Genomic DNA, 24,945 nt, shown 5'->3' on the forward strand with positions numbered 1-24,945 from the left:
GCTGCCGGGAGTCGGCGGCAGCCCTCCGGCGGCTGACCGACTCCGGCGCGCCGGCGCGGGCCAGAACCTCCGGCCGCAACAACAGCTGAGGGGCGGGTGAAGATCTCTCTTCACCCGCCCCTCAGCGCCGTTAGGATTCAGCAGCCGGCCCGCAGACCCTGCCCCACCCAAACCTCAGCTGACATCAGCGGATACCAGCTGAAGCATGCGAACCTCAGCGGGCGCATGCGAACCTCAGCGCGACGTTATGACCTCAGCGCTCGGCCATCGCCTCGAGCGCGGACTTCTCGACCGCCTCGGCGACGGCCGGGGCAACACGGGAATCGAGCGCGCCGGGCACGATGTAGCCGGGCTCGAGGTCATCGCCGACGAGATCGGCGATCGCACGAGCGGCGACGAGCTTCATATCGTCGGTGATCTCGGACGCATCAGCGTCGAGCGCACCGCGGAAGATTCCGGGGAATGCGAGGACGTTGTTGATCTGGTTCGGGAAGTCGCTGCGCCCGGTGGCCACCACGGTGGCGTACTTGGACGCGACGTCGGGGACCACCTCGGGGTTGGGGTTCGACAAAGCGAAGATGATCGCGTCGTCGGCCATGTTGGCCAGGTGCGCCTCGTCGATGGTGCCGCCGGAGACGCCGATGAAGGCATCGGCACCGTCGAGGGCTTCGCCGATCCCACCGGAGATTCCGCGCGGATTCGTCGACTCGGCGAGGAACTGCTTGGTCTCGGACAGGTCGGAGCGGCCGGACTCGACGACTCCCTTGGAATCGAGGACGACGATGTCCTTCACACCGGCGTCGGCGAGGATCTTCACCACGGCCACACCGGCGGCACCGGCGCCGGAGACGACCACGCGGACGGACTCGAAGGACTTCTTCACCACGCGCAGAGCGTTCGTCAGAGCGGCGAGGACGACGACGGCGGTGCCGTGCTGATCATCGTGCATGACGGGGATGTCGAGGGCTTCCTTGACCCGGTCCTCGATCTCGAAGCAGCGTGGGGCGGAGATGTCCTCGAGGTTGATTGCGCCGAAGGTCGGAGCCATCCGGACGATCGTTTCGACGATCTCGTCCGTGTCATTGGTATCGAGCACGATCGGAATCGCATTCAGCCCGGAGAAGGACTTGAACAGGGCGCACTTGCCCTCCATCACCGGCAGCGAGGCGGCCGGACCGATGTCACCGAGGCCGAGCACAGCCGACCCGTCAGAGATGACCGCGACGAGCCGGCCGGTCCACGTGTGCGTGCGCGCCAGCTGCGGTTCGTCCTTGATCGCGGTGCAGACCTTGGCTACGCCCGGGGTGTACGCGATCGAGAGGTCGCGCTGGGTCTGGAGCGGTGAGGTGAGCTCGGCGGAGAGCTTGCCGCCTTCGTGTGCCTCGAAGATCTCGGCGTCGGTGATCGGGCCCTGCGAGCCCTGGTCGGAGGCGGCGGAGTTGTGAGCGGTGGTCGTCATGGTTGATCCTCATGGTTGATGCGGCGGCGGTTCGTGAGCTTACGAAGCTCGTGAGCACTCGGCTGGGCGAGCACTCCGCTCGATGATCGGATCATCGGCGCAGCCGGCAGTGATCGTCTGGCCATCGGTCGGCGCGGACACGGTCAGCCGTGAGCGCTGGCGATGGTCTGGGCGAAGAACTGGTCACCAGTGAAGGATGGTGCGGTGACGTCGACGCGGCCCGCGACGTGGCCCTAGGTGAAGGGCGACGCGGTTGCGCGCAGTGCGGATACGGCTCGCATGTGGCGAGTACCGACCTCATGGGTCGCATCCGGCAACCCGATCATCATAACCGATGCTGTGACCCGTTTCACCCGAAAACCCCGCCCTCGCCGAGGCTGTCCCGCCGTTTCGGTGGCACGTTCTCCAGACCTTTGGACCCCGCGGGAGGGCTGTGGCCTTCGTCTTCACCGAGGCGGCGCGTCCTTGATGCGCCGACTCATTCCGTGGCAGCGACGGGTCAGCGCCGAGGAGGCACGTCCCGATGGCCGACTCATTCCACGGCAGCGACGGGTCAGCGCCGAGGAGGCGTATCCTCCCCCGAAATCGCAGCAGATCTTCCCCGCAATCCTCACCCAGGCGCCGCACTCACGCAGAAACCGCGCCTGACCTGCATGGATGAAATCCAACGCTCTCATGTCAGTGCCGAGTGCAAAGATGATGGGGTAAACAAAGTTTCCTCGACCTATCATCGAAAACTATTCGAATCTTTTCTTGGTTTTCTATTGTCAATGTCCACTTGAACGCTTAACATAGAGTTAGCAGCTTTTCGAATCAGCACCACTCCCGACAACGAAGTCCGAGGCAGGTGAAAACGCAATGAAGGGCACCACTAACCGTTCGACCCCGGGCCGGGCCGAAGAGCCGGGCTCAGCACAGACGTCGCCGTCACCGCGATTCGCCGTCCGCTTCGAATCCAGCATGTCTCGCTTCGCCGAGAATGCCGTCGCTTCCGATCGTGCGCATTTCTCGCTCCTCGAGTCGGTCTCTTCTGTCGTACTCGAACAGGTTTTCATCGAGTTCGAGCTCCCCATGCCCGAGGGGTCCGAGCCTTTCCGCTGCGAGACGATTGCTGCAACCTTCGAACGTCGAGCCGAAGAGTCCGAACAGACCACCGGCTTCGGCTCGGCGGAGGCGTTCGAGACCGCACCCAAGGAAGCACCGTCATCGACCGACGCGTCTACCTCCTCAGCAGTAGTGCCTCATGATGCCGACTTCGCCAGAGCGCAGGCGGAAAAGGCGTCTGAGTCCGAGAAGAAGGTGCTGCCCGAATTCCCCGAGCTCGATGAAGGCATCTGCTTCTCGAAGTGGGTCTATGACTATGTCGACGCGGAGGACCTCGTTGAGATCTCGACGGTGCTGGGGACCAATACTGCGCGCACCTACCGTCAGCTGACCGGCGCGATGACGATCTTCTATGGTCTTCCCCGCTTCGCCGACCGGGTCCGCGCAGGAGAGTTCACCCAAGCCCATGTCGACGTGGTTGCCCGCCAGTGTGCCGACGTCGCGTTCGCCTTGCTGCCGAAACTCGATATCTTCCTGGCGGCCCGGCGCGCCGATATCACCTGCGAGACTCTGCGCCGTGATCTGGCCAAAATGATCGCCCTGCTCATTCCGCCGGTCGACAACACCGAGCTCGCCACCAAGCGTCGTCGCATCGATGTCGACGGCTACAAGGACGGCTCGGCCTGCCTGACCGTCAGCGGACCCTCGGCGGAGATCTTCGCCTGCTACAACCGGATCCAAGGCATGGCTCTTGCCGTGCATGGCAAGAACAAGTCGGCATTCAACCTGCCCGTGGGCGTTGAGATCAGCGATGACCGCTCCATTTCTCAGCTCGAGTACGATCTGTTCATCCGGCCTGTCCCGGAGCTCAAGGTCAAGGTCGTGTCGGTCGATCCGATCACGGGAATCCAAACAGCCAAAGACACGTCGCTGCTCGACGCCGACGGCGAGCTCATTCCGGATATGGACTCTGACGATGCCGTGGCCGACTTTGCGAAGCATGTTGCTGCGGGCTCGGCCGGCGACGCCAAGGAGTCGTCCGACGCGTGTTCAGCCGGCGGCACCGAGGAACCGTCCGACGCTTGCTCTCCTGCCGACCGGACCGTCGGTTCGGCGTTCTGCCCCGACGGTGAGGACGCTGACGGACCCATTGAGTATTTCGTCAAGCTGCGTATGCCCACCAATGCGTGGTGGCTGTCGCATCAGGCCGCCACCGTGGTGACCGTTCCTTTCCTCACCCTCACTGAAGATTCGGACCTGCCCGGCACTTTTGCCGACGGCTCGCCTGTACCCGCCGAGGTGGCCCGCACTATCGCCGGCCGCTCGAAGAGCATCCAACGGATCCTCACCGACCCCGGCACCGGCACTCCCGTCGACGCCAAAGCGACGTCATACCAAGTCCCCAGAGATCTTCGGAAGACCCTGGTCGAGCAGTGGACGGTGTGCACCGTTCCCGGCTGCGTTCGTCGGGCCGAGAAGTCGGAGATCGACCACGTCGTTCCGTTCTTCCACCTGAATCCGCTCAAGGGCGGTCTCACTCGGTTCGGAAACCTGCATCCTCTGTGCAAGAAGCACCATGCACTGAAGACCGCCGGCCGCCTTCGGGTCACTATGCCCAAATCCGGTGAGCTCGACTACGAGTTCAGGCACGGGATCACGACTACTGTGTCGGCGCCCGGCCAGCCGATCAATGTGGCCCAAGCGCTCGAATTCGATGCCTTGGGACGACTGGGTCTCAAGCGGTGGAAACTGCCCTGGTCGATGGTCCCGCCAGCACCGAGGGTGCTCGAACTCATGCCCGGTGAGTCAACGATCCGCCAGCGCGACGAAGAGAAGCGTCAGCGCGACGAAGAGAGGCGTCAGCGAGAGGAACGGGAAGCCCGACAGCGGCGACTGTCGGAGGCGTATCGGGAGCAGAAGGCAGAAATCAGGCGGCTGCGGCTTGAGCGCTGCCTCGATTGGGAGAACTCTGTCTTCCAGCCGTGCCTCCCCGCCGGCACCGACCCAGCTGCAATGAAGCAGCTGACCGGTAACGCCAAGTATGCCCGAGTCGTCAAATGGGCGCGTCTCGCAGGTCTCGACATCGACGATATCGACGTCGACCCGAATGGGCTCGACAAACCCGGCACTCTGACCAACACTGGCTCGAGCATCAGCGACTCGGAGATCAATGCGCAGTCTGAGGACGCTGCCGGCTCCAAGAACGCTGGGTCCGACGACCCCTGGGACCACCGTTTCGTCTCCAAGACGGTGAACTGGGAACACGACCTCGGAGTCGATCCCCCACCGTTCTGAGCTTTCGCACTGCTCGGTTGCACCGGTCTGTCCGAACACAGAGCCCACGCCGTACCGAAGCCGGGCAGCGAGGTCCACAGCATTGGCGGCCGTGCGCCTCCCCACCGTTACCGCAGACCCCGATTCGGCGGAAGCGCCATCGCCTACCGTAGTGAGCCGGTCGTCGTCCACCCCACAGGCGCAGCCTCCATCCATCTCACAGGGCCGTCCTTCTCACAGGCCCGACCATCGCCTATGCACGGGCCCGGCCCTCATCTACTGCAGCGGGAGACGTTCGTCCACTGCGTCGGCTTCAGTCGTGAGGTCGCGACCACGGGTTTCGGGTGCGAAGAGTGCGCCGAGCAGACCGCAGCCGGCAAAGAGGATGAGAACGATCGCGACGGGCCACCACGTGTCGGTGATCACCGCGACGAGCGAGGCGGCGATCACCGGTGCCAGACCGCCGGAAACGACCGAACCGACTTCCTTGATCGTGGTCATGAACGTATACCGGTGCTTCGATCCGAACAGTTCGACCAGCCAGCTCGACTCAACTCCGTACAGGTTCGGCAGGGGGCCGCCCACGAAGACCGCGAAGACAGCGGCGATGACAATCGGATTGCCGGTCTCGATGAGCAGCATGGCCGGAATCGCGAAGAGGATCTGGAAGAGTGTGAATCCCAGGAACACCGGCCGACGGCCCACCTTGTCGCTGAGCTTGCCGAAGTAAGGCACGGTCGCGAAGCCGATGACGGTTCCGATCATGATGCCGGTCGTGACCACTGCGGAGTCAAGGCCGGTCGTAGTCACGACCCATCCGACCATGAAGCCTTTGACCAGGTAGACCGCAGAGTTCTCGCCCATTCGGATGCCCAGGGCGAGCAGGAACGACTTCGTCGACCGGCGCGCCTCGACGAGGATGCTCGGCTGCTCCACCTTGTGCGCTGCGACCTCCGCACGGCGTTCCTTGGCTTCCTCGAATACCGGGGATTCCCTGACCTTCGTGCGAATCACCAGTGCCACGAATGTAGTGACGATGCTGAGCAGGAAGGGCACCCTCCAACCCCAGCTCAGGAAGGCATCGTCCGGCAGCAGGGTGAGCAGGGTCCACAGAACTGTGGCCAGGAAGATTCCGCTGTTGGTCCCCATCGCCACGATCGCCCCGAAGAGCCCACGGCGACGCACTGGGGACGATTCGACCAAGAGCACCGACGCTCCGGCCAATTCGGCTCCGGCCCCGAACCCCTGCACGAGTCGGAGAACGACCAGCAGTGCCGGTGCCCAGATGCCGATCTGCGCATAAGTCGGCAGAAGCCCGATGCCCATGGTCGCGATGCCCATCATCGAGAGGGTCACGATGAGGACGATCCGACGTCCGTGCTTGTCACCGACTCGGCCGAAGACGTACCCGCCGATCGGCCGGACGACGAACCCGGATCCATAGACACCGAGACTCGAGATCAACGCGACCGCGGGAGTCTCATTGGGAAAGAAGAGCGGCCCGAAAACCAAGGCTGAGGCGAGTGTGTAAAGGGTGAAGTCCATGTACTCGAGCGAACTGCCGAGCCAGGAGGACCATGCGGCACGGCGCAGCTCGGGACGAGTCACGTTCGGATCGGGAGGGGAGGTGACCTGGGCTCTTGTCTTCATTGACATGATTTCAACTTTCTTTGATTCGAATTCTCGCGTGTTCGGCAGGGGGCCGCAGTGGGCAGGGAGCCGCATTGGACGGCTGTCGCCGACAATTGCCCGTGGACATGGGTCGGCAAGCGAGGCTTCCGGTTCAGCGCAGGTAGATGCGGGTGGGATCGAGCGTCTCTCGCAGCAGCGCCAGCTCACCCGGAGTCGGCGGCAGCGTCGTCTCCAGGTCGGGCGAGACCTGCAGGCTCCACCCGGTCTGGCGCACCACTTCGGCAGGGTCGACACCGGGGTGAACGGCCGTGAGTGTGAGTTCTTCGTCCTGGGCGAAGCGCGTCATGATTCCCATGTCAGTGATCACATGGGTTACGCCAACGCCCGCCGGCATTGACCCGACCGCAGCCTCGGCGGCCTTCTTCGGTCCCGGGGAGGTCACGAAGTCCAAGGACTCGACGAAGGTACGCGGGGTATGTCGGCGCATGACGAGGAAGATCTCGGCCGCGCCCGCCATGGCCTCGATGGCTCCGCCTGAGCCCGGAAGTCGGCTGTCGGGGTGCTCCCAGTTCTCACCGATGAGGGTGGAGTTGAGGTTCCCGTATTTGTCGACCTGGGCGGCGCCGAGGAATCCGACGTCGATGCGCTGACCCTGCAGAACGTAGTTGAACAGGTGCGTCATCGGCATCACCGAGGCGGCTCCCGGGACGAGGATCGAGTCCGAAATGCTGCGCGGCATGGCCGGCGGCCTGGCTCCGGTGACCCCCGACTCGTAGACGATCTCGACGTCCGGCGCCACAGTGTGCTGGGCCAGGGAGACGGCCAGTGTGGGCAGGCCGTGTCCGGCGAAGACCACATTGCGTCCGGCCAGCGCACGGGCGGAATGGACCGTGAGAAGTTCGCTGCTGGTGACCTCGTCGCCAGCGATCTCGCTGCTTGTGGCCTCCCTGACCTCGTCGCGGGTCTGAATCACAGCGATGTCGTGAGCGCTCAGCGTCATGCTCGGCCTCCGTAGTTCACAGGTGTCGAATAGGCGTCGTGGATGGCCATCCGCTCGAAGTGGTCCGATCCGAGAGTCGCAAGGAACTCATCGTGATCGTTCGTGCCGCGGATGTTGATCTCGAGCCAGTTCTGGACCGCCGCCGCGTCTCGGGCGAGCGCGGACCACTGTCTCGAGAATTCGTCGTCGCGGTCGTAGTAGCCCTGGACCGAGTGAGGATGCGAGCCTCGGGGGACGGCGACGACGGCGTCGACGACGTGCGCGGGAACGATCGTGCGGTTCGGATCGGATCGGACGACAGCCTCGTCGACGATCTCCTCGACGGTGACGATGAGTCGGCGACCGGCGAATGCGGCCTCGGTCTGGATCCCGAGCATCCCCCAGGCCTGCACGTTTCCGTGCATGTCCGCGCGTTGGGCATGGATGATCGTGAGGTCGGGATTGAGCGCGGGGACGACGTGGATGTCCGATCCACCGTAGGGATCGGGAACAGACCTGATCCGCGGATTCTTCGCCGCCAGGTCGCTGCCCCGATAGGAGGCGATGGGCTGGAACGGCAGCTTCGCGGCACCGGCTTGGTAGCGAGCGACCATTCCACCGTGACTGTATTCGTCGAACCACAGCGGCTCCGGGTCCGACTTCTCAATGCGCCGCCGCAGTTCGTGGAGGGAACCGGCCGAACTGTTGGCGATGAACGAGGAGATGAGACCCTTCAGGCAGTTAGCTCCGAGCAGCTGGTCGACGATGACATCGCAGGACATGCGGGCAAGGATCAGATCCGTGAAGTCCTGCCGGATGATCTCGTGCGCGGCGGCGACCGGCACGATGTGCCCGAATCCCTCTAGCGCGACAGTGTCCCCATCGTTCAGATATGTGCCGATCGCCTGGGACAGACTCATCGTCTTGTCCATCGCGTTCCTCCTCGAACCTCGAATGGCTGTGACCTGAGTCATCCTTTCAAAATCATTGATACCCGTCCAATACTTATACTGAGGACTATTGATGCATAGTCTGCACGAATAACAACCGGCCTCTCACACCCCGGGGCCGCACCGAACCCACGAACGAGGCACAGATATGGACACCAAGCACATCCGCGCGTTTCTCGTCCTCGCCGAAGAGCTTCATTTCGGCCGCGCCGCGGAACGACTGCACATGACCCAGCCGCCCCTCAGCCGCCTCATCCGAACTCTGGAGTGCGATATGTCAGCCCAACTGTTCGAACGCAGCACCCGGTCGGTGCGCCTGACTCCCGCCGGGCAAGCGCTTATCGAACCTGCGCGCGACATCCTCATGAGCCACCGCCTGGCCGACTCGGCGGTGCAGGCCGCGGGGAAGGGAGAGGTCGGGCACTTGCGTGTAGCTTTCACCGGCATCGCAACCCACAAGCTCATGGGAAGTCTGCTCAAGCTCGTCCGCGGCACCCACCCCGGGATCCACCTCAGCCTGCAGAGTGCATCCTTTGCCCTGCCTGCCATCGACAGCGTCGCCGACGGTTCTGTGGATCTCGCCTTCGGGTACTGGCCGTTCATCCCGCACGCAGTCGACACGCGAGTCGTTGCGCAGGAGTCACTCGTCGTCGCCATGCACCGTGATCACCCCCTGGCAGACCGAACTTCGGTGTCGATGAGTCAACTCGAGGGAGAGGAATTCATCACGCTGCCGCCGAACCCGGGGTCGACGACGATCGAGCGACTCTATGGACTGTCGCAGGCGGCCGGGTTCAATCCCACCGTCATCCAGACGGCTCCGGACACGTGGACGATACTCTCACTTGTCGGCGCTGAGATCGGCTGTTCGGTCACCGTGTCATCAGTGCCGCAGAATGCCTCGTTCCCCAACATCGCCTTCGTCCCCCTCGAGGACCCGCAGGGATCTTTTCCGCTGCTCATGGCATGGCGCAGAGACGGCGTCAGCCCCGCCCTCGCCGAGGTTCTTCGACTGGCCCAGCAGCTGTTCCCCACAGCTGTCCCGTAGACTGCACCAGAAAACGATCGCTCGAAAAGCAGCGTGGGCTTCACGACGAGGATGTGGTGATTCATGAGTGTGCTCTATCTGGTCCGGCACGGACAGGCTTCGTTCGGCACCGATGACTATGATCGACTGTCCGACCTCGGCAAGGAGCAGAGCCGCATCACCGGTCGCTTCCTCGCCTCACAAGGACTCGAACCCGATCGCATCATCCACGGTGAGATGCTGCGGCAGCGCCAAACCGCCGAGGGCCTCCTCGCAGGACTCGACCGCGATACGGACGCCCACGTCGACGCTGGCTGGAACGAATATGCCGCATGGGAACTCACCGGCGTGCTCGAAGATCTCGACCCCCGCGCTCAGCACGATTCGAAGATCTTCCAAAGAGAACTCGAACGCGGTGCCGCCCGGTGGGCCTCGGGTGAGCACGACGAGGACTACACGGAGACCTACAACCAGTTCACGTCACGCGTCGATCGAGCCCTCGACGAGGCGACCGGTGCGATGAGCTCGGGACAGTCGACGATCGTCGTCTCGAGCGCCGGTGCCATCGCGTGGACCGCGGCCCGACTGATCGGCGGCGGTTTCGACCAATGGATGGCCTTCAACCGAGTGACCATCAACACCGGCATCACGAAGATCATCACCGGCCGAGGCGGCACCAGCCTCATCTCGTTCAACGACCACGGCCACCAGGATCCGAAGAACGCCACCTACCGCTGAGGCGGCGAAAGCCGAACTCGCGAGTCAGCCGTGGCGACGTATGCCGAACCGGCGAGTCAGCCCTCCGTGGCGGCGAAGGCCGAACCGGCATAGGCCGAGCCCGCGAGTCAGCCGTTCCTGCTCTCTCTTGATCGGCCGTGTTCTGTCCCCGTAGGAATCCCGATCACAACCGGTTCCGCAGGTCCGCAGCATCCGCCTGCGTCTGGTGCGTCGGCTGCGGGCAAGTCGACAGAACCAGGCTTGCCGGACGGCGCATCACACGAAGATCCGATGTCACTCGAACACACGCCGGTCGCCGGCAGGACGAGCTCGACTCGGTCTGCAGCTTCCAGGTCCCCTGCGATCGCTGCGACGACGGAACGGACCTGCTCATAGCCGGTGTACATGAGGAACGTCGGGGCTCGCCCGTAGGACTTCATGCCCACAATGTAGAAATTCGGCTCCGGATGCCCCAGCACCCGGGCACCATGCGGCGGGACGGTTCCGCAGCTGTGATATTCGGGATCGATGAGCGGCCCCAACTGCTGCGGAGCTTCGACAACCGGGTCGAGGTCCAGCCGGATCTCGCGCAGGAATCCCAGGTCGGGACGGAAGCCGGTGGCCGGGACGACCCGATCGGCGTGGAGCGTCACCGGCTCACCGCCGGTCTCGGCAGTCACGGTGCCACCACCGTCGTTGGCGAACCCGGTGATCCTCGTAGAGGCATGCACATCGATGGCCCCGTCTTCGACTAGACGGCGGAGCCGGACGCCCAGGGCTCCGCGAGCCGGCAGACCGTCCTGGTCCTCTCCGCCGTAGACGGTTGCCGGGTCTGCACGCCTGAGCACCCAACCGATTCGCGTGCCCGGCACTTCCGCACGCAGCTTCGTCAGAGCCAAGAGCGTGTTCGCCGCCGAATGCCCTCCACCGACGACAAGAGTCCGTCTTCCGGCGAACTGCTCACGGTCTCGGCCGGTCACATCGGGCAGAGGCGAGCTGACGAACCCGCTGCGGCGAGCCTCGACTTCGCCGGGCGCTGCGAGCCCGGACTGCCCGATCGGATTCGGGCTCTCCCATGTCCCCGAAGCGTCGATGACCGCCCTGACCTGGAAGTCCGCCGTTGCCCCATCGGAGTTCTGCGTGCGAACAAGGAAAGGAGTCGACTCACGCTGTGCGGTGCCGGTCCGGTCCATTCCGACCCGGCTCACTGCCACAACTCGGGTATCGGTGAGGATGGCGTCCCGGAGTTCGACCGTCTCGGCCAGCGGGTTGAGATAGTCCCGGATGAGCTCGTCACCGGTGGGCAGGTGCTCGCCGTCGGGTTCCTGCCAACCGGTGGGCGCCAGCAGGCCGCGGGCCGCGACGTCGATGTTGTACTTCCACGGTGAGAACAACCCGATATGACCCCACTCGGCCACTGCCGCCGCAACGGAGGATCCCACTTCGAGGACGAGCGGTCGGATCCCGCGTCGGACCAGCTGGGCCGCGGCCGCGAGGCCGACGGGACCGGAACCGATCACGGCGACCGGCAGATCTGCGAGCGCGATATCAGTCATCGGGAGCCGCCTCGGCGCTAGGGTTCGACGTGGTCGTCGGCTGTGCGGACTTCGTCCCTGCGTCGGGGGCGAGGTCGGCGATGAGGGCTTCGACTCGGGTCCGGATCTCGTCACGGATTCGGCGTACCGATTCCAGGCCCTGACCTGCGGGATCGTCGAGAACCCAGTCTTCGTAGCGCTTGCCGGGGAAGATCGGGCACGCATCGCCGCAGCCCATCGTGATCACGACGTCCGAGGTGCGCACGGTATCTGCGTCGAGCAGCGTAGGGCTTTTGCGGGTGATGTCGATGCCGAGCTCCCGCATGGCATCGACTGCGACGGGATTGATCGTCTCGGCCGGTGCGCTGCCGGCGGACCGCACTTCGATGTCTCCCCCGGCCAGCTCGCGCAGGAACCCGGCCGCCATCTGGGACCTGCCGGCGTTGTGCACACAGACGAAGAGGACACTCGGCTCAGGGGCTGGTGTGGGACTCATGCTCGATTCGCTCCTTGAACAGACGGTGAGGGGAAGAAGCGGGGTCGCGCCCAGAGCGCGACGTAGACGAGGGCGACGAGGATGGGCACCTCGATGAGCGGGCCGACGACTCCGGCGAGCGCCTGCCCCGAGGCGACGCCGTACGTCCCGATCGCCACTGCGATGGCGAGTTCGAAGTTGTTGCCGGCAGCGGTGAATGCCAAAGTCGTCGTCTTCTCATAGCCCAGGTTCAATGCCCTGCCGATGACCATCCCGACAGCGAAGACGACGACGAAATAGACGAGCAGAGGCACTGCGATACGGGCGACATTGCCCGGGTGAGAGGTGATCTCGTCACCCTGGAAGGCGAAGAGCACGACGATGGTGAACAGCAGTCCGTACAGCGCCCACGGCCCGACCTTCGGGAGGAAGCGATCTTCATACCACTGACGCCCTTTCGCCTTCTCCCCCACGGTGCGTGTGAGGAAGCCGGCGAGAAGCGGGATTCCGAGGAAGACGAGGACGCTCGCGGTGATCGCCCAGAAGGAGAACTCGCTGCTCGTCGTCGGCAGCCCCAGCAGATTCGGCAGCCACTGCAGATAGAACCATCCGAGGAGACCGAATGCGAGTACCTGGAACACGGAGTTGACGGCCACGAGCACGACGGCGGCCTCACGGTCGCCGCACGCCAGGTCGTTCCAGATGAGGACCATGGCGATGCACCTGGCCAACCCGACGATGATCAGTCCGGTGCGGTACTCGGGCAGGTCGGGAAGGAAGAGCCAGGCGAGCGCGAACATGAACGCCGGAGCGGCCAACCAGTTGATGACCAAGGAGGTGACCATGAGCTTCTTGTCGGCCAGCACGTGTCCGGTCTCGTTGTACCGGACCTTGGCGAGCACGGGAAACATCATCACCAGGAGGCCGATGGCGATCGGCAGGGAGACGTCGGCGACCCTGACCGAGTCCAGAGCCTCGGCGAGACCGGGCACGAGCCTGCCCAACACCAGGCCCAAGGCCATGGCACCGATGATCCACAGCGGCAGGAATCGGTCCAGCGTCGACATCTTCGCCGCCACCGGCGATTCAGCGTTGGCAGTCGCCGTGGAATGCATGGTCCCCCTCGAGGTGCGAATCGTGCCGACACCATCGTCATGTGTCGGCACATTGAAGTTCATCGATACGATAGGATCACAAGACATCGACAAATGTCAATGTATGGGCATAATGGAACAGTGACCACACAACCCGCGCCCCCTCCGACCGATACGGACGTCTGCTGCCCGTCGCTGACCGTCTCGCCGTTGAGTCTCGATGACGCCCAGGACTTCGCGCGCATCCTCAAAGCAGTGGCCGATCCGACCCGGCTGCGGCTGGTCTCCCTCGTCGCCGCGCACGAGCAGCAGGAAGCGTGCGTCTGCGATCTCACCGAACCCGTCGGTCTCGGCCAGCCGACCGTCTCGCACCATCTGAAGATCCTCGTCGATGCCGGGGTCCTGCACCGTGAGAAGCGCGGAGTCTGGTCGTACTATTCGCTCGAGGCCACCACGTTGAACCGTCTCTCCGAATTCCTCTCCCCCACCTCGACCGCGCAGGGGTAGGGTTCATTCGCCGAGGCGACCCACCCCCTACTGCTGCCGGTGGACGTGCGCCACCGCCTCGGCGCGACTGCGCACGCCGAGCTTGCGGTACAGCGCGGACAGCCGATTCTTCAACGTCCCGGACACCACTCCGAACTCGCGGGCGATCTGCGCGATCGACTTCGATGAGTCGATCGCGAACAGCAGCGACTGCTCGGCCGGGGTGAGATCGGTCTGGAAGTCCGGCGACACCGGTGAGGTCTCCGGCAGCTCGAGCAGACGCTGCTGCAGAACGTCTGCTGTGATGTCCGCCGAATGGAACGACCTGGCCACGGCTTCCCACTCGGCGAAATCGGCCGATGCGGGAATGAGCGCCTCGCGAGCAGCCTTCGACAGCTGCGCCACAGCAAACACCGAAGCCGCGATCGCGCAGTAGTCGAGCATGTGCACAAAGGTCTCCAACGCCTGGTCGGCATGCCCCTCATGGTGGAGGATGTCGGCGCGCAAGGCCATGGCACAGCTCTTGAGCCTGGCCCCCTGGTCACTGCTGAGTGCCTGCCCGGTCGCCGACCACAGGCGATCATGCTGCCCGAAGACGAGCGCCTGCCGAGCCTTGACGATCGAATCACCGGGGCTGGCCGAACTCATGCGATCGCTCATGTCCTGCAGCGCCTTCGTCTCCCCCGCCGCGGCGAGCACGAACCCGACGACGTTGACGATTCCGGAGAATCGAGCGCTCGCATCGCCGGCCGCCGTCGGCCGGATCTGCACCGCCGAGCTCTCCGTCACGAGCTTCGCAGCAATCGACGCCCGCCCGCGGTACACGTAGTACAGCGCCTTGGCACAGTCCGGCACCGGCCCCAGAGATTGAGTCGGCTTCGCCTGGTCCAGGGCACCGAGGATGCCCTCCGCCGCGTTGAGGTCGAGCCGGTCGAGGCTGCGCATCAGCTCGATGCTCAGCGCTGTCCGTTCGTCCGGCAGCGTTTCCATCCCGAAGCGGCGAGCGTTCTCTCGCGCCCGCACAAGGCAGCGGTCCATGTCCGACCCGTGTCCGTGCCCCAGCCCGGCCAATGCGGTTTCGACCAGTCCTGCCAGCAGCGGATGCGGTGAGTTCGGTGTATAGATTCCCGCGAAGTGCACGACGCTCTGCAATACCGGTGTCGCCTCGGTGAAGCGACCGGCCGCGACGAGGTTCCGCCCGCGTTCAAGATTGAGTTCGGCCTGCAGCATCAGCGTGGGCCCCGGTTCTCCGGCACCGAGGCTGAGCATGCGTTTCCGTCCCACCTCGATGACGTTGAGCGCCGCCTCGTAATTCCGGTTCAATCGGTGACTGCGCGCCTCCAGCATGGTCAGCACGGCCACTTCGTCGCCGGAGAGGGGGAGGCTCGGATCGGTCAGCCGGCCGTGCAGCTCCGGCACCACGATGCTGTCGAAGTCGGTCGCCGACATGAGTTGCCAGGGGTCATCGGTTCCGAGCACGTGCCGGGTCGAATCGATGCGTCGAGCCGCGCTGCGGGCCAGGGTGAGGATCGGGTTCTTCGCGATCACCGCCTCGGGGACACCGAGAAAGGCTTCGATCGATGAAGGCACGTCCACGAAGATGTTGACCGACCGTCGTGCCCACCCACGCTCGAGGATCTTCCAGTCCCTGATCTCCGGGACGAGGTCGAGCAGCTCGGGCAGTCCTTCACGGCGGTCCGCGCGCTGGCGGCCGATCATGTCGGCGACGGCCATGCCGAGAGCTTCGCGTGGAGTCCTCTTCGCGAGGCCGTCGTCGACGGCGGGGATGCGCCGCATGAGTAGGCGGATGAAGGTGGGAACGGTGAAGACCTCGTCGCCGGGGGCAACAGCGAGCAGCCCTGCCGAGGTCAGCAGCGGGGTGAGGTCGTCGGGGGCGGAATCGTTCGTCACCTTCGCTGCTGCGTAGGCGGCGTGGACGAGGTCGACCATGCTCGAGGTGATCGTCGGCGCCCAGGCGAAGAGCGCGAGCAGGTAGAGTGCAGCCGATTCGCGGGAGGCGTCGCCGAGAGTCGGATTCAACGAGGGGGACAGCATGGCGACGGTCCGGTCTGGGTCGGTGTCACCGGCGGGCAGTCCCGCGTCGACTCGGTCCTGTACAAGTGAGGCGGCGATGCTGATACGTCCGCCGCTGGCGCGGAAGATCCGCTCGAGTTCGGAGTCGGAGAGGGTGCCGTACGGCTCGAGCGCCGATGCGAAGTCCTTCGCCGAGGCGGCTCGCGGTCCGAATTGAGCGTCGAAGACCGACGGGGATCCGTCGGAGTCCGACGGGCGGTTCGAATTTTCGGCTCGCTTGATCTGTTGAGGTGACACGGCTGGGGAACTTTCGTTTCGGCTCGACTCACGCCGAGGCGCAGCCGGGGAAGCTGCTGAGTGGTGAGGGGTGCGTTCACGAGTATGACAGACAACCGCGAGTCATCAACATTCGCGAACCTGACCATTTTCTTGGAACCGTCCACCCCCTGCTTACTTCCCCGATCAACCTACTCCGCCGAAGCGGAAGACTCTGACAAGAAGATTTGCTATCTAAACGAGACAACACCTGGTGTACTTGGTTGAAATTTTAACCTATAGTTGAACGTGCAACTACACCCTCTCTGAACATCCGGAAGTGATAATGACACAGCAGCCTCCAATGCCGGTCGACAACTCGAACCAGTGGACCCCCGCTCAGCCTTCATTCGGGCAGAATCAGCCCCTCGTCGGGCAGAAGTCGTTCCTCGCTACGTGGCTGCTGTCGTGGCTGCTCGGCGGACTCGGCGTCGACCGTTTCTACCTGGGCAAGATCGGCACCGGCATCCTCAAACTCATCACCATCGGCGGTTTCGGTATCTGGTACCTCGTCGATTTGATCATCACCCTTGTGGGCAAGCAGAAGGACAAGCAGGGCCTGCGCCTTCAGGGCTACGACCAGCACAAGAAGGTCGCCTGGATCGTCACCGGCATATTCATCGTTCTCGGTCTTATCTTCAACGGCGTCAGAGCGGGCGCATCGTCAGATGCACCGAACGACGACGCGCCGATCGTCTCCGAAGAGGAGGCTCCCGCCGAGGAAGCGCCCGCAGCCGAAGCGGTCGACGAGTCCGCTGAAGCCGAGCCGGCAGTCGAAGAAGAACTTGCCGAAGAACCGGCGGAAGAGCCGGCTGCCGAGGAACCTGTCGAGGAAGAACCCGTCGCCGAGGAGCCCGCGGCACCGGCGGAAGAAGATGACTCGAGCGTTCCGGCTGAGTACCGGTCCGCGCTGACACAGGCCGAGACCTACTCGGACATGATGCACATGAGCAAGAAGGGCATCTTTGATCAGCTGACAAGCGAGTACGGTGGCCAGTTCTCCGACGACGCGGCCCAATACGCTGTCGACAACGTTCAGGCCGACTGGAAGGAGAACGCGTTGGAGTCGGCGCGAACCTACCAGAATGATATGGCGATGTCACCGAACGCGATCCACGATCAGCTCACCAGCGAGTACGGCGGCCAGTTCACCCAAGCTGAAGCAGACTACGCGATCGAGAACCTCAACAACTGACAACGGTCGACAACTGACCAACGCAGCGAACAGCTCGAAGGCGGGCGAAGGAATCTCTTCCTTCGCCCGCCTTCGTTCGCTGAGCTCGTATAAATACACCGGCCCCTCACACCCACCGATACTCGTACTCGGGCCGCCCCGGAGTCCCGTGCCGGGGCTGCTTGATCGCCTGCTTCGTCGCAACGAGGTGCTCCAAGTACCGGCGGACGGTCACCCGGGACAGATCAAGCCGACGCCCCACCTCGGTGGCGGAGACCGGAACCGCGGAATCACGGACGAATGCGGACACGGCGTCCAAGGTTTCGGCGGTGAGCCCCTTGGGCAGGGTCGTTGCCGACACCGACCGCAGGGCCGAGAGCGCATTGTCCACCGAGGCCTGAGTCGCCAAGGACCCCGAGCCGCTGAGTCCGCGCCGGAACTCCCGCTGGTTCTCCAGCTTCTCCCGGAACGACGCGAAGGAGAAGGGCTTGATGAGGTACTGCGTGATGCCCGACGAGATCGCCGATCGGATCACCTGCAGGTGCCGCACCGCGGTGATCGCGATGATGTCAACATCCTGACCGCGCGAGTTCAGGCGCCCGGCAACTTCGAGACCGTGAGAATCCGTGAGGTTCATGTCGAGGAGGACGATGTCGACCGGGGTGCCGCCCGCGGCGAGTTCGTCGAAGCGCTCGATCGCCTCATGCCCACCCAGGCACGTTCCGACGACCTCGAAACCGGGCACCCGAGCCACGAAATCCGCGTGCGCCTGCGCCGTCATCGGGTCGTCTTCGACGATGAGGACACGCAGCGCGGCATCATCGCTCACGTGAGTCTCCTTCCGCCTGATCCTGACTCGAACCCTCACCGTCTGTGGTGGGTTCCCTAGCAGAATCGTAGTCGCCCGCCCCGTCCCGCAATGGGAGCGTGATCGTGAAGATCGCGCCGCCATCGGAGTCGACATCGATATGCCCGCCGAGGCGGCTCACCGCCTGCCGGACCAAGACGAGTCCGAATCCGTGCCGTCCCACGCCTGCGACCTCGGGTTTCGCCGAGGCCCCGAGGTGGAAGAGCGCCTCGATGTCGTCGCCCGCAACCCCGGGACCGGAGTCCGCGATGGTGATGATGAGTTCCCCGTCGGCGGCGACGAAATCTGCCCACACATGCTTCTCATCCGCGTCCGCGACGGCATCGAAGGCATTGTCGAGAAGGTTGCCGGCGACGGTGACGAGGTCGCGGGCATCGAGTCGCTCAGGCGGAAGTTCTCCGGTGGCGGTGACGGTGAGTTCGATGCCGCGTTCGTGGGCCTGCGCGGCCTTGCCGATCATGAGTGCGGTGATGAATGGTTCGTCGAGTGAGGCGACGAAGGAATCCGTCAGCCGCTGCGACTCCTGCTCATCCTTGACCGCGAAGTCGAGGGCCTCCTGCACCCGGCCGAGCTCGATGAGCGTGGAGACCGTGTGCAGCCGGTTGGCGTGTTCGTGGGTCTGGGCGCGCAGGGCTTCGGACAGCGTCGTCATCGTCGCGAGCTCTCCGGTGAGCTCCTGGATGTCCGTGCGATCGCGCAGGGTCGCGACGGTTCCGCCTTCATCTCGCCCGCCGCGCGGCTGCCGGGCCTGGTTCTGACTGATGACGAGAACGCGATCCTCGGTGAAGTGGATTTCGTCGACGGCGACCCGACCGGTCGTCAGAAGGTCACGGACAGATGAGGGCAGCGCCACCTCGGCGAGGGAGATCGGCGTCGATTCCTCCACCTTCGGCAGGCCGAGCAGGGACGCGGCCTCATCGTTGTAGAGGACGAGTCGGCCGGTTTCGTCGGCGAGGATGAGGCCTTCGCGCAGGGAATGCAGGGCCGAATCGTAGAACGCGAACAGCCGGCGCAGCTCCTCGGGACCGTAGCCGAGGGTGACTCGGCGCAGGTAGCGGGCGAGCAGCCAGGAGCCGAGCCCACCGAGGGCGAGCGCGGCGAGGCCGACGAGGATGATCTGGGGCAGGGAGGCCGCCTGCGCCACGGACAGGGTCTCGAGGGTCACGCCCACGGCGACCATGGCGGTGACCTCGCCGTCGGCGTCGGTGATCGGCACGATCGCGCGCACCGATGGACCGAGCGTGCCCACATATTCCTCGGTCTCGGCGTGCCCCGCGCGGGCTTTCGCGGTGGACCCGATGTACGTCTTGCCCAGCTGATCGGGGTCCGGGTGGGTGTAGCGGGTGCCGTCGCGGTCCATGATCGTCACGAAATCCACCTCGGCGGTGTCGATGACGGTCAGCGCGAAGGGCTGCAACCGGGCGGAGGGATCGTCCTCGGTCACAGCCTCGGTGACGAAGGGGTCGTGGGCGAGGGTTTCGGCGATGGACAGCACCCGTTCGCCGGCGGCCTCGCGGATGTTGTTCAGCGTCGTCACGTAGCTCGTCACCGACAGCGCGGTGCAGACGATGACGATGAGGACGAGCTGGACGAGGAAGAGTCGCCTCGCCAGGGTCCCGCCTCGGCGAGCCCGGAATCGATCCCGGCCCCGCCGTGGTGGGGCCGGGACAGAGGTCATTACTTCTTAACGCTCTTCTTTTTCTTCTTGCTGCTGCCGGACAGCAGGAGGGCCAGGCCGATCGCGGCCAGCCAGGTGTCCTTGGCCACTGCGGTGCCGTCCTCGGACGGGCGGATTCCGTCGTCCTTGGTCATCGAATCGATGGAGAAGTAGTTCGCGACGAGGCCTGCGGCAAACGTCGTCAGTGCGGCCCCGGCGATGCGGGTGGGCACGAACGGCAGCAGCAGTGCGGAGCCGACGGCGATCTCACCGTAGGAGAGGAACTTCCCGAACTGGGCGGGGGTCATGTTTTCGACCATGGGCACACCGTTGGCGGCCATCTGCTGGAGTCCGGCCGCGGAATCCTCGTCGAGGCCGAGCTTGCCGATGCCCGAGTTGAGGATGAACGCGCCGGGGACTGCGCGCAGAAGTGCGGTGCTGAGTTTCATATCCTGCTCCTTCGTAATGGGATCATCACTGAGCCAAGACTATCCGCGAGAGCGCAGGTGCGCCACAGCACAAGGACTGTCGACCCCAGCTGCCGAGACTCTCAGCCCTGCGTGCTGGTGCGGATCCGCTCGATGAGATCGTCGAGGGCGTCGTCGAACTCGCGCTGGGCGTGGTCTTCCATGAGCAGGCCCTGCAATCGGGCCACCGTAGGATACTCGCCGAGGTCGTCGCCGGCGGAGGACTCCTCCTCATCTCCGAGGACCTCCGGGGTCAGGGAGGCCGCTTGGAGCAGAAGCGCGCCGACGAGAAAGCTCGTGAAGGCCTTGTATGCCGCCACCGCCTCGGCGTCGGCAAATCCGAAGCGCTGCAGCGAGGACAGGAAGTCCTCGACCCAGCGCACGCTTCGCAGCGGCGGACGGAGCCAGGGCGCCTGAGGCGGCTGGGTGGCGATGAGAGGGAAGATCCGCGGATGCTTGAGGGCCAGATTCCGCGTGGCATTGGCGACACGCTGCAGATACTCCTCCCACGAATGGGAGTCCTCTGTCATGAGATCGTCGTCGAAGAGGCCGTCGATGAGCTCATCGACCATGGCCTCGAGGAGGTCCCCCCGCCCCGAAACATGCCGATACAGTGCCATCGCCTCTACGTCCAAGGCCGTTCCGAGGCGACGCATCGTGAGCTCGCTGAGACCGCAGGCATCGACGAAGGCGATCGCCGACTCGACGACCTGTGCACGATCAAGTCGCTGCTGAACCACGCGCGCCTCCCTTTCCTCGTCGGAGATGTCGCAGACCGGGCGGATTTCACCGTCAGTCTACTCGCTTGATCCGACGCGTCGAGAGATCCCCTGATAACGCGATTACACTGTAAACTCCTCATGGATGACTAAGCTATCACCCTCCATCGACCACCCGACCCGCCGGATCTATTGCGCAGCGAAAACTCGGTCTGCTAGGTTGATTACGCCGTAAACATGAAGCGCTCGACAGAGCGGTACGTCCACAACGATCTCGACGAAAGGACGAATCATGGATTCTCACGACAAGACCGACAAGGTCTCTGACAAGGCTGAAGAGCTCAAGGGCAAAGCGAAGACCGCTGCAGGCAAGGTCACCGGCGACAAAGGCCTCGAAGCCGAAGGCAGGACGGACGCAGCCAAGGGCAAGATCAAGCAGGTCGGCGACGACACCAAGGACTCGCTGAAGGGCGTCAAGGACTCACTCAAGGACTCACCGGAGAACTGAGGGACGCGGCTGGAGGGCGGAGGCACTGTCCGCCTCCGCCCTTCGGCCATGCTTTCAGATCCCATGCCCCAGAAGTCGACGTGCCGGCACGATCCGTCCCGGCGGCACGAGAAGAAGAGAAGATGATGGGAACTGACCGCCATGCTTTCGTCGTGGTGGCCAATCGCCTCCCCGTCAACCGCATCGACGGAACGTGGGAAGCCTCGCCCGGCGGGCTGCCCTCAGCCGTGGCTCCCGTGGTGCGTGAGCACGCCGGAGCCTGGGTCGGCTGGGCGGGCACGCACGACGACAGCTTGGAGCCCTTCGATGTCGATGGGATGAGCCTTGTCCCCGTGCCTCTCAGCCTCGACGAACATCAGCAGTACTATGAGGGATTCTGCAACGCCACCCTGTGGCCGCTGCACCACGACCTCATCGTCGCTCCGCAGTACCACCGCTCATGGTGGCGGGCCTATCGGGCAGTCAACGCCCGATTCGCACAGGCCGCGATCGCGACAGCCGAGATCGGGGCGACGATCTGGGTACATGACTACCACCTCCAGCTCGTGCCGGCGATGATCCGAGCCCAACGACCGGACGTCAGGATCGGATACTTCTGCCACATCCCGTTCCCTCCCGTCGATCAGATGGCCCAGCCGCCCTGGCGCGACGAGATCCTCCGCGGCCTGCTCGGAGCCGATGTCATCGGTCTCCAGCGAGAGGCCGATGCCGCGAAAGTCCGCCAGGCCATGCAGAAGCTGTTGGGCATGGACCCCGAGGAACTTCGCGGCCGCGTCGGCTCGTACCCGATCTCGATCGACGTCGATGAGATCCGGGCCGCGGCCGAATCCCCCGCGGTACAGGAGATGGCCCGATGCTTTCGCCGTGACCTGGGCGATCCCGCCGCCCTCATGATCGGGGTGGATCGCCTCGACTATTCGAAGGGGATCCTGCACCGGCTGTGGTCCTTCGAGGAGCTGATCGATGACGGACTGCTCGATGCGCGGGGAACCTGTCTCGCACAGATCGCAGTCCCGTCCCGCGAAGGCGTGCGCGCCTACCAAGACCTGCGCGACGAGGTCGAACATACGGTCGGGCGCATCAACGGGAGGTTCTCCACTCTCGGCCGCGATGTCATCCACTACTCCCACCACTCGTATTCGACGGAGGAAGCCGTCGCCCTGTACCTGGCCGCCGACATCCTGCTCGTCACCTCTTTGCGGGACGGGATGAACCTCGTGGCCAAGGAATTCGCCACTGCCCGCCGAGGCAGGGGCGGTGCACTCGTCCTCTCCGAATTCGCCGGGGCCGCCGAAGAACTCGACCAAGCCATCGTCGTCAATCCCCACGACCGGGCCGCCCTGAAGGCGGCCATCCATCACGCGACCACGCTCAGCGAAGACGAGGCCCGGAAGCGCATGGATGCGATGGCCGACACCGTCGCCGCCTTCGACGTCCGCCACTGGGCGCAAGCTTTCCTCCACGACCTGCGAGACCCAGCATCTGCGGCGGCTCTGTCGCCCAGCGACTGGTGACACCGCCGATTCTGACCGACCCACCCCAAGGAGACCACTGTGTACACGATGCTCAACAACCAGGAATCCTCGAAGTACGACCTCTACCTTCCCGGCAAGCTCGTCGCCGCACTGCACTACAAACTCGAGCCCGACGCCAATGAGGTCATGTTCATCTACTGTGAGGCGATCGAGCCCGCACAGGCCGACCGCCACCGGTGGGAGCTCATGCGACGGGCCGTCGAAGACGCGAAGGGCCGACGCCTCAAGCTCACCATCACCTGTCCCATCGGCCGCAAGGCCCTCGAACGGCAGGAACCGCCTGTCGATGTCGGTCCCCGGCAGGCAGAGGGCCCACGGGCCTGACCCCGCCCGGCCGGCCCTCCCGGGCCTGCTCCTCCCAGGCCGACCCTCCCCGGCCGAGCCCCCGCCTCGGCGGGCGCCTCGTTCCTCCTGTGAACACTATGAACGCAACCGAGACACCCGTCACACTTCGCTGGCACAGTTGTCGGGTACATCACCACCGCGGCCAGTCGTCGCGTGCGATCCCACCCACCGACGGGTGAGGCCGCGAACATCATTTGGAGGAAACATGGCAACGTCGCCACAACAGCAAGGCGGATCCTTCGACAAGGAGATCGCCGCCGCAGCAAACGCTCCCGAACCGGGCGTCCCGCAGCGGAAGAAGGATCGCACTCACTGGCTCTACATCATGGTCATCGTGGCCGTGTTCGCCGGTGCCGCTCTCGGGCTCATCGCCCCGGATGCCGGAATCGCACTCGAACCGCTGGGCAAGGCGTTCGTCGCGCTCATCAAGATGATCATCGCCCCGGTCATCTTCTGCACCATCGTCCTCGGCGTCGGCTCGGTGGCGAAGGCCGCCACCGTAGGCAAGGTCGGCGGACTCGCGCTCATCTACTTCCTCATCATGGCGACCTTCGCCCTGGTCATCGGTCTCGTCGTCGGCAACTTCATCCACCCCGGCGACGGCCTGCACCTCCAGCCGTACGAGGCGGCCGCCGGTGGCGAGGAAGGCGGAATGATCGCCTTCCTCATGAGCCTCATCCCAGGTGACATCCCGGTGCTGCCCACCCTCGTGCTCGCCCTCCTCGTCGGGTTCGCCCTGCAGTCGATGGGCAAGGCCGGCGAGCCCGTGCTCACCGGAATCAAGCACATCCAGGCCGTCGTCTTCAAGCTCATGATGATGATCATGTGGGCCGCTCCCATCGGCGCCTTCGGTGCGATCGCTGCGGTCGTCGGCAAGACCGGTTGGGCTGCGATCGGTGCGATGGCAACCCTCATGGGCGCCTTCTACCTCACCTGCGCCCTGTTCATCGTCGTCGTCCTCGGCGGTCTGCTCAAGATCGTCACCGGGCTGAACATCTTCCTGCTGCTGAAGTACCTGGCCCGTGAGTTCCTGCTCATCTTCTCCACCTCGTCGTCCGAGTCGGCCCTGCCGCGCCTCATCGCGAAGATGGAGCACGCCGGAGTCTCGAAGCCGGTCGTCGGCATCACCGTGCCCACCGGCTACTCGTTCAACCTCGACGGCACCGCCATCTACCTGACCATGGCGTCGCTGTTCGTGTCCTCGGCCATGGGCATGCCGATGTCGATCCCCGAGCAGATCTCGCTGCTCGTGTTCATGATCATCGCGTCCAAAGGCGCCGCCGGCGTCACCGGTGCCGGCCTGGCCACCCTGGCTGCCGGTCTGCAGTCGCACCGTCCCGAGCTGCTCGACGGCATGGGTGTCATCGTCGGCATCGACAAGTTCATGTCCGAGTGCCGTGCCCTGACGAACTTCACCGGCAACGCCGTGGCCACCCTGCTCATCGGCAAGTGGACGAACGAGATCGACCTCGACGTCGCCCGCGCCACCCTGTCGGGTGACAACCCGTTCGATGAGCTCTCGCTCGAGCCGGATGCGCACGGTGCGCCGACGAATGCCCCCGAGGCGGCTCGCCCAGCTGAAGGAGAAAAGGTCACCGTGAGCTGACCCCCGGTCGCTCCCGCTCCACAACCACCACGGGTGCCGATGTCC

21 protein-coding genes are annotated in these 24,945 nt (G+C 64.6%); 9 read left to right on the plus strand and 12 right to left on the minus strand.

What is annotated here, in order from left to right:
• Positions 1 to 253: 253 nt before the first annotated feature.
• A complete protein-coding gene (locus AD89_RS0114320) occupies positions 254 to 1,459 on the minus strand; it encodes an NAD(P)-dependent malic enzyme (RefSeq protein WP_025780018.1) in 1,206 nt (401 codons plus the stop codon).
• An 858-nt stretch (positions 1,460 to 2,317) separates the two neighbouring features.
• Here AD89_RS0114320 and AD89_RS0114325 point away from each other — a divergent pair.
• Positions 2,318 to 4,798 (plus strand): HNH endonuclease signature motif containing protein, encoded by a 2,481-nt coding sequence (locus AD89_RS0114325; RefSeq protein ID WP_025780020.1) that lies wholly within the window; start codon positions 2,318 to 2,320, stop codon positions 4,796 to 4,798.
• Between the two features lie 255 nt (positions 4,799 to 5,053).
• Here AD89_RS0114325 and AD89_RS0114330 read toward each other — a convergent pair whose 3' ends face one another.
• The 3 genes from AD89_RS0114330 to AD89_RS0114340 form a co-directional block, all read right to left on the minus strand.
• Positions 5,054 to 6,427, minus strand: a complete 1,374-nt coding sequence (locus AD89_RS0114330) for an MFS transporter (protein ID WP_025780021.1) — start codon at positions 6,425 to 6,427, stop codon at positions 5,054 to 5,056.
• Between the two features lie 133 nt (positions 6,428 to 6,560).
• Complete coding sequence (locus tag AD89_RS0114335) at positions 6,561 to 7,409, minus strand: CoA-transferase subunit beta (RefSeq protein WP_025780023.1); 849 nt, start codon at positions 7,407 to 7,409, stop codon at positions 6,561 to 6,563.
• A complete protein-coding gene (locus AD89_RS0114340) occupies positions 7,406 to 8,320 on the minus strand; it encodes a CoA transferase subunit A (protein WP_025780025.1) in 915 nt (304 codons plus the stop codon). Before AD89_RS0114340 ends, AD89_RS0114335 begins: the two co-directional genes overlap by 4 nt.
• Positions 8,321 to 8,486: 166 nt before the next feature.
• Here AD89_RS0114340 and AD89_RS0114345 point away from each other — a divergent pair, with 166 nt between their 5' ends.
• Both AD89_RS0114345 and AD89_RS0114350 read left to right on the plus strand, forming a co-directional pair.
• Entirely contained in the window at positions 8,487 to 9,386 is a 900-nt protein-coding gene (locus AD89_RS0114345) for a LysR substrate-binding domain-containing protein (protein WP_025780026.1), read from the plus strand.
• Positions 9,387 to 9,449: 63 nt separating this feature from the next.
• On the plus strand, positions 9,450 to 10,103 hold the full coding sequence (locus AD89_RS0114350) for a histidine phosphatase family protein (protein ID WP_025780028.1): 654 nt from the start codon (positions 9,450 to 9,452) through the stop codon (positions 10,101 to 10,103).
• Between the two features lie 107 nt (positions 10,104 to 10,210).
• Here AD89_RS0114350 and AD89_RS0114355 read toward each other — a convergent pair whose 3' ends face one another.
• The 3 genes from AD89_RS0114355 to arsB are packed head-to-tail and all read right to left on the minus strand — an operon-like array spanning position 10,211 to position 13,207.
• The gene (locus tag AD89_RS0114355; protein WP_025780030.1) at positions 10,211 to 11,638 is read right to left on the minus strand and encodes an NAD(P)-binding domain-containing protein; all 1,428 of its coding nucleotides are present in this window, start codon (positions 11,636 to 11,638) and stop codon (positions 10,211 to 10,213) included.
• Positions 11,631 to 12,113 carry an arsenate reductase ArsC gene (locus AD89_RS0114360; protein ID WP_025780032.1) on the minus strand — a complete coding sequence of 161 codons (483 nt, stop codon included), beginning with the start codon at positions 12,111 to 12,113 and terminating at the stop codon, positions 11,631 to 11,633. The genes AD89_RS0114355 and AD89_RS0114360 overlap by 8 nt, the downstream gene beginning before the upstream one ends.
• Positions 12,110 to 13,207 (minus strand): ACR3 family arsenite efflux transporter, encoded by a 1,098-nt coding sequence (gene arsB / locus AD89_RS0114365; protein ID WP_025780034.1) that lies wholly within the window; start codon positions 13,205 to 13,207, stop codon positions 12,110 to 12,112. Before arsB ends, AD89_RS0114360 begins: the two co-directional genes overlap by 4 nt.
• Before the next feature lie 99 nt (positions 13,208 to 13,306).
• On the opposite strand from arsB, the gene AD89_RS0114370 reads away from it, so the two are divergent.
• The gene (locus AD89_RS0114370; RefSeq protein WP_081770496.1) at positions 13,307 to 13,693 is read left to right on the plus strand and encodes a metalloregulator ArsR/SmtB family transcription factor; all 387 of its coding nucleotides are present in this window, start codon (positions 13,307 to 13,309) and stop codon (positions 13,691 to 13,693) included.
• Between the two features lie 27 nt (positions 13,694 to 13,720).
• Here AD89_RS0114370 and AD89_RS0114375 read toward each other — a convergent pair whose 3' ends face one another.
• Complete coding sequence (locus tag AD89_RS0114375; protein WP_025780038.1) at positions 13,721 to 16,003, minus strand: helix-turn-helix transcriptional regulator; 2,283 nt, start codon at positions 16,001 to 16,003, stop codon at positions 13,721 to 13,723.
• 322 nt (positions 16,004 to 16,325) lie between these two features.
• On the opposite strand from AD89_RS0114375, the gene AD89_RS18755 reads away from it, so the two are divergent.
• Positions 16,326 to 17,216 (plus strand): Ltp family lipoprotein, encoded by an 891-nt coding sequence (locus tag AD89_RS18755; RefSeq protein WP_025780040.1) that lies wholly within the window; start codon positions 16,326 to 16,328, stop codon positions 17,214 to 17,216.
• A gap of 106 nt (positions 17,217 to 17,322) precedes the next feature.
• Here AD89_RS18755 and AD89_RS0114385 read toward each other — a convergent pair whose 3' ends face one another.
• The 4 genes from AD89_RS0114385 to AD89_RS0114400 all read right to left on the minus strand — a co-directional run bounded on the left by AD89_RS0114385 (position 17,323) and on the right by AD89_RS0114400 (position 20,927).
• A complete protein-coding gene (locus tag AD89_RS0114385; protein WP_025780042.1) occupies positions 17,323 to 18,024 on the minus strand; it encodes a response regulator in 702 nt (233 codons plus the stop codon).
• Positions 18,014 to 19,741: a sensor histidine kinase gene (locus AD89_RS0114390; protein WP_025780044.1), complete on the minus strand. Its 1,728-nt coding sequence runs from the start codon at positions 19,739 to 19,741 to the stop codon at positions 18,014 to 18,016. Before AD89_RS0114390 ends, AD89_RS0114385 begins: the two co-directional genes overlap by 11 nt.
• Complete coding sequence (locus tag AD89_RS0114395) at positions 19,741 to 20,169, minus strand: hypothetical protein (RefSeq protein ID WP_025780046.1); 429 nt, start codon at positions 20,167 to 20,169, stop codon at positions 19,741 to 19,743. Before AD89_RS0114395 ends, AD89_RS0114390 begins: the two co-directional genes overlap by 1 nt.
• Before the next feature lie 101 nt (positions 20,170 to 20,270).
• On the minus strand, positions 20,271 to 20,927 hold the full coding sequence (locus AD89_RS0114400; RefSeq protein ID WP_025780048.1) for a TetR/AcrR family transcriptional regulator: 657 nt from the start codon (positions 20,925 to 20,927) through the stop codon (positions 20,271 to 20,273).
• Positions 20,928 to 21,198: 271 nt separating this feature from the next.
• Between AD89_RS0114400 and AD89_RS0114405 the strand changes: the two genes are divergently transcribed.
• The 4 genes from AD89_RS0114405 to AD89_RS0114420 all read left to right on the plus strand — a co-directional run bounded on the left by AD89_RS0114405 (position 21,199) and on the right by AD89_RS0114420 (position 24,900).
• Entirely contained in the window at positions 21,199 to 21,414 is a 216-nt protein-coding gene (locus AD89_RS0114405; RefSeq protein WP_025780050.1) for a CsbD family protein, read from the plus strand.
• A 122-nt stretch (positions 21,415 to 21,536) separates the two neighbouring features.
• Complete coding sequence (locus tag AD89_RS0114410; RefSeq protein WP_231488702.1) at positions 21,537 to 22,928, plus strand: alpha,alpha-trehalose-phosphate synthase (UDP-forming); 1,392 nt, start codon at positions 21,537 to 21,539, stop codon at positions 22,926 to 22,928.
• A gap of 39 nt (positions 22,929 to 22,967) precedes the next feature.
• A complete protein-coding gene (locus AD89_RS0114415; protein ID WP_025780054.1) occupies positions 22,968 to 23,273 on the plus strand; it encodes a hypothetical protein in 306 nt (101 codons plus the stop codon).
• A 226-nt stretch (positions 23,274 to 23,499) separates the two neighbouring features.
• Positions 23,500 to 24,900 (plus strand): cation:dicarboxylate symporter family transporter, encoded by a 1,401-nt coding sequence (locus AD89_RS0114420; protein WP_025780055.1) that lies wholly within the window; start codon positions 23,500 to 23,502, stop codon positions 24,898 to 24,900.
• Positions 24,901 to 24,945 lie beyond the last annotated feature (45 nt).

This window comes from Brevibacterium sp. VCM10 (assembly GCF_000583215.1).
GTDB lineage: Bacteria > Actinomycetota > Actinomycetes > Actinomycetales > Brevibacteriaceae > Brevibacterium > Brevibacterium linens.